This window comes from Bartonella sp. AC130YNZD (assembly GCF_042196865.1).
In the GTDB taxonomy this organism is placed as follows: domain Bacteria; phylum Pseudomonadota; class Alphaproteobacteria; order Rhizobiales; family Rhizobiaceae; genus Bartonella.
Genome location: NZ_JBHIQZ010000104.1, coordinates 1 through 1290, shown reverse-complemented (window position 1 = coordinate 1290; position 1290 = coordinate 1). Strand labels below are relative to the sequence as shown.

At 34.5% G+C, this 1290-nt stretch carries 3 protein-coding genes; 1 reads left to right on the top strand and 2 read right to left on the bottom strand.

Annotated elements, in window-relative coordinates; all coding sequences use genetic code 11:
- The first annotated feature begins 446 nt into the window (after positions 1-446).
- Positions 447-623, top strand: a complete 177-nt coding sequence (locus ACFINU_RS09895; protein WP_375612418.1) for a hypothetical protein — start codon at positions 447-449, stop codon at positions 621-623.
- A gap of 49 nt (positions 624-672) precedes the next feature.
- Here the strand turns inward: ACFINU_RS09895 and ACFINU_RS09890 are convergent, their stop codons facing one another.
- Complete coding sequence (locus ACFINU_RS09890) at positions 673-960, bottom strand: HigA family addiction module antitoxin (protein ID WP_005864567.1); 288 nt, start codon at positions 958-960, stop codon at positions 673-675.
- A gap of 17 nt (positions 961-977) precedes the next feature.
- Positions 978-1256 (bottom strand): type II toxin-antitoxin system RelE/ParE family toxin, encoded by a 279-nt coding sequence (locus ACFINU_RS09885; protein ID WP_375667670.1) that lies wholly within the window; start codon positions 1254-1256, stop codon positions 978-980.
- Positions 1257-1290: the final 34 nt, after the last annotated feature.

Below are 1290 nucleotides of genomic sequence, written 5' to 3'. Positions count from 1 at the left end.
AAATTGTGAGGTTTATGAAGGCGATAATATTGTTAAAACGGTCGCTGAAGTAGCATAAATAACAGGCGCGGGGGGGCGCCTGCTTTTTAAAAATTATGTCACATTAAGCACTAAAAAATCATAAAATTGAAATAATTATTTATATAGGTATATAAATAATCGTGAATAAAATAAAACGTATCATATAGCCATAAAGCGTTTTATAGATAAAAATATTGGAGGGGGTAATGGACACTCTATCTACTAATAAATTAAATAAAAAAGAGAAAAATCCAAATTCCAAACAATCAATTTTAATAACTATAATACGTAGAGTGTTTTCTATCGTTTATAAAATATTACATAAGATATTGAAAACGTGCCTTTTTTTTCTTTTCCTTTTTCTTTTGCTTATTCGTAAACCGGTTATTATTTTAACAGAGTTTATAGCAGGGGGGAGTTTGCTGGTGTTATTTATTTTTTTTACTGGATATGTAGCGGGCTCTGCACCTTTTGAACACCAAACAGCAATGGTCATTGGTTATATTGTCTTGATATTTCTAAGTTTAGCTGTCAATTGGGGGTACGATACGCTGCTATTACGGCTAGCTCCTCCTGGTTCTGATCTTATGCTTTTCAAGTAAAAGCTTATTAGAGAATGTTCGTCAAGCTCTCCAATACGATAGAATGGTACTAACAAGAGCTAGTACAAAGAGGATGTATTTTAGGTTGTTTCTGTTTTAAAGCTTGCGCTAAATCATAATTTGTTTGCATAGCTAGCCAAGCACGTGCAGTACTCACACCAGCCATTTCAAGCCTAATAGCGAGATTGGGACTAATAGCAGCTTTCCCATTTAAAACCCTAGAAAAAGCTACACGAGACATACCAAGCCGTTCAGCTGTTTCGGTAACAGATAAACCAAGCTCTACGATTACATCTTCACGCAAGAGTTCTCCAGGATGTGGAGGGTTTTTCATCATTTTTTATCTCTCCTTATTCAATGATAATCTAGATAATCAACTAATTCGACATCTATACCAACAAAACGGAATATTACACGCCAATTTCCATTTACAGTAATTGACCAATAGCCCTTAAGATCACCTTTTAGAGGATGCAATCGAAAGGATGGATAGTTCAAATCATTTGGTGATATAGCTACATCAAGAGCACCTAGAATACGTCTTAACTTTTGAGTATGAGCAGACTGAATTCCTTTTGTAGTACCAGTAGTGTAGAAGGCTTCAAGCCCTTTATGTTTAAATCCCAAAATCATGATTCACTGTAATGTGTATCGTTATAAAATACAA

What these genes read in the sequence shown, in the direction of transcription:
- ACFINU_RS09885 (WP_375667670.1), bottom strand. Translation starts at nt 1,256, where the DNA reads ATGATTTTGGGATTTAAACATAAAGGGCTTGAAGCCTTCTACACTACT.
- ACFINU_RS09890 (WP_005864567.1), bottom strand. Translation starts at nt 960, where the DNA reads ATGATGAAAAACCCTCCACATCCTGGAGAACTCTTGCGTGAAGATGTA.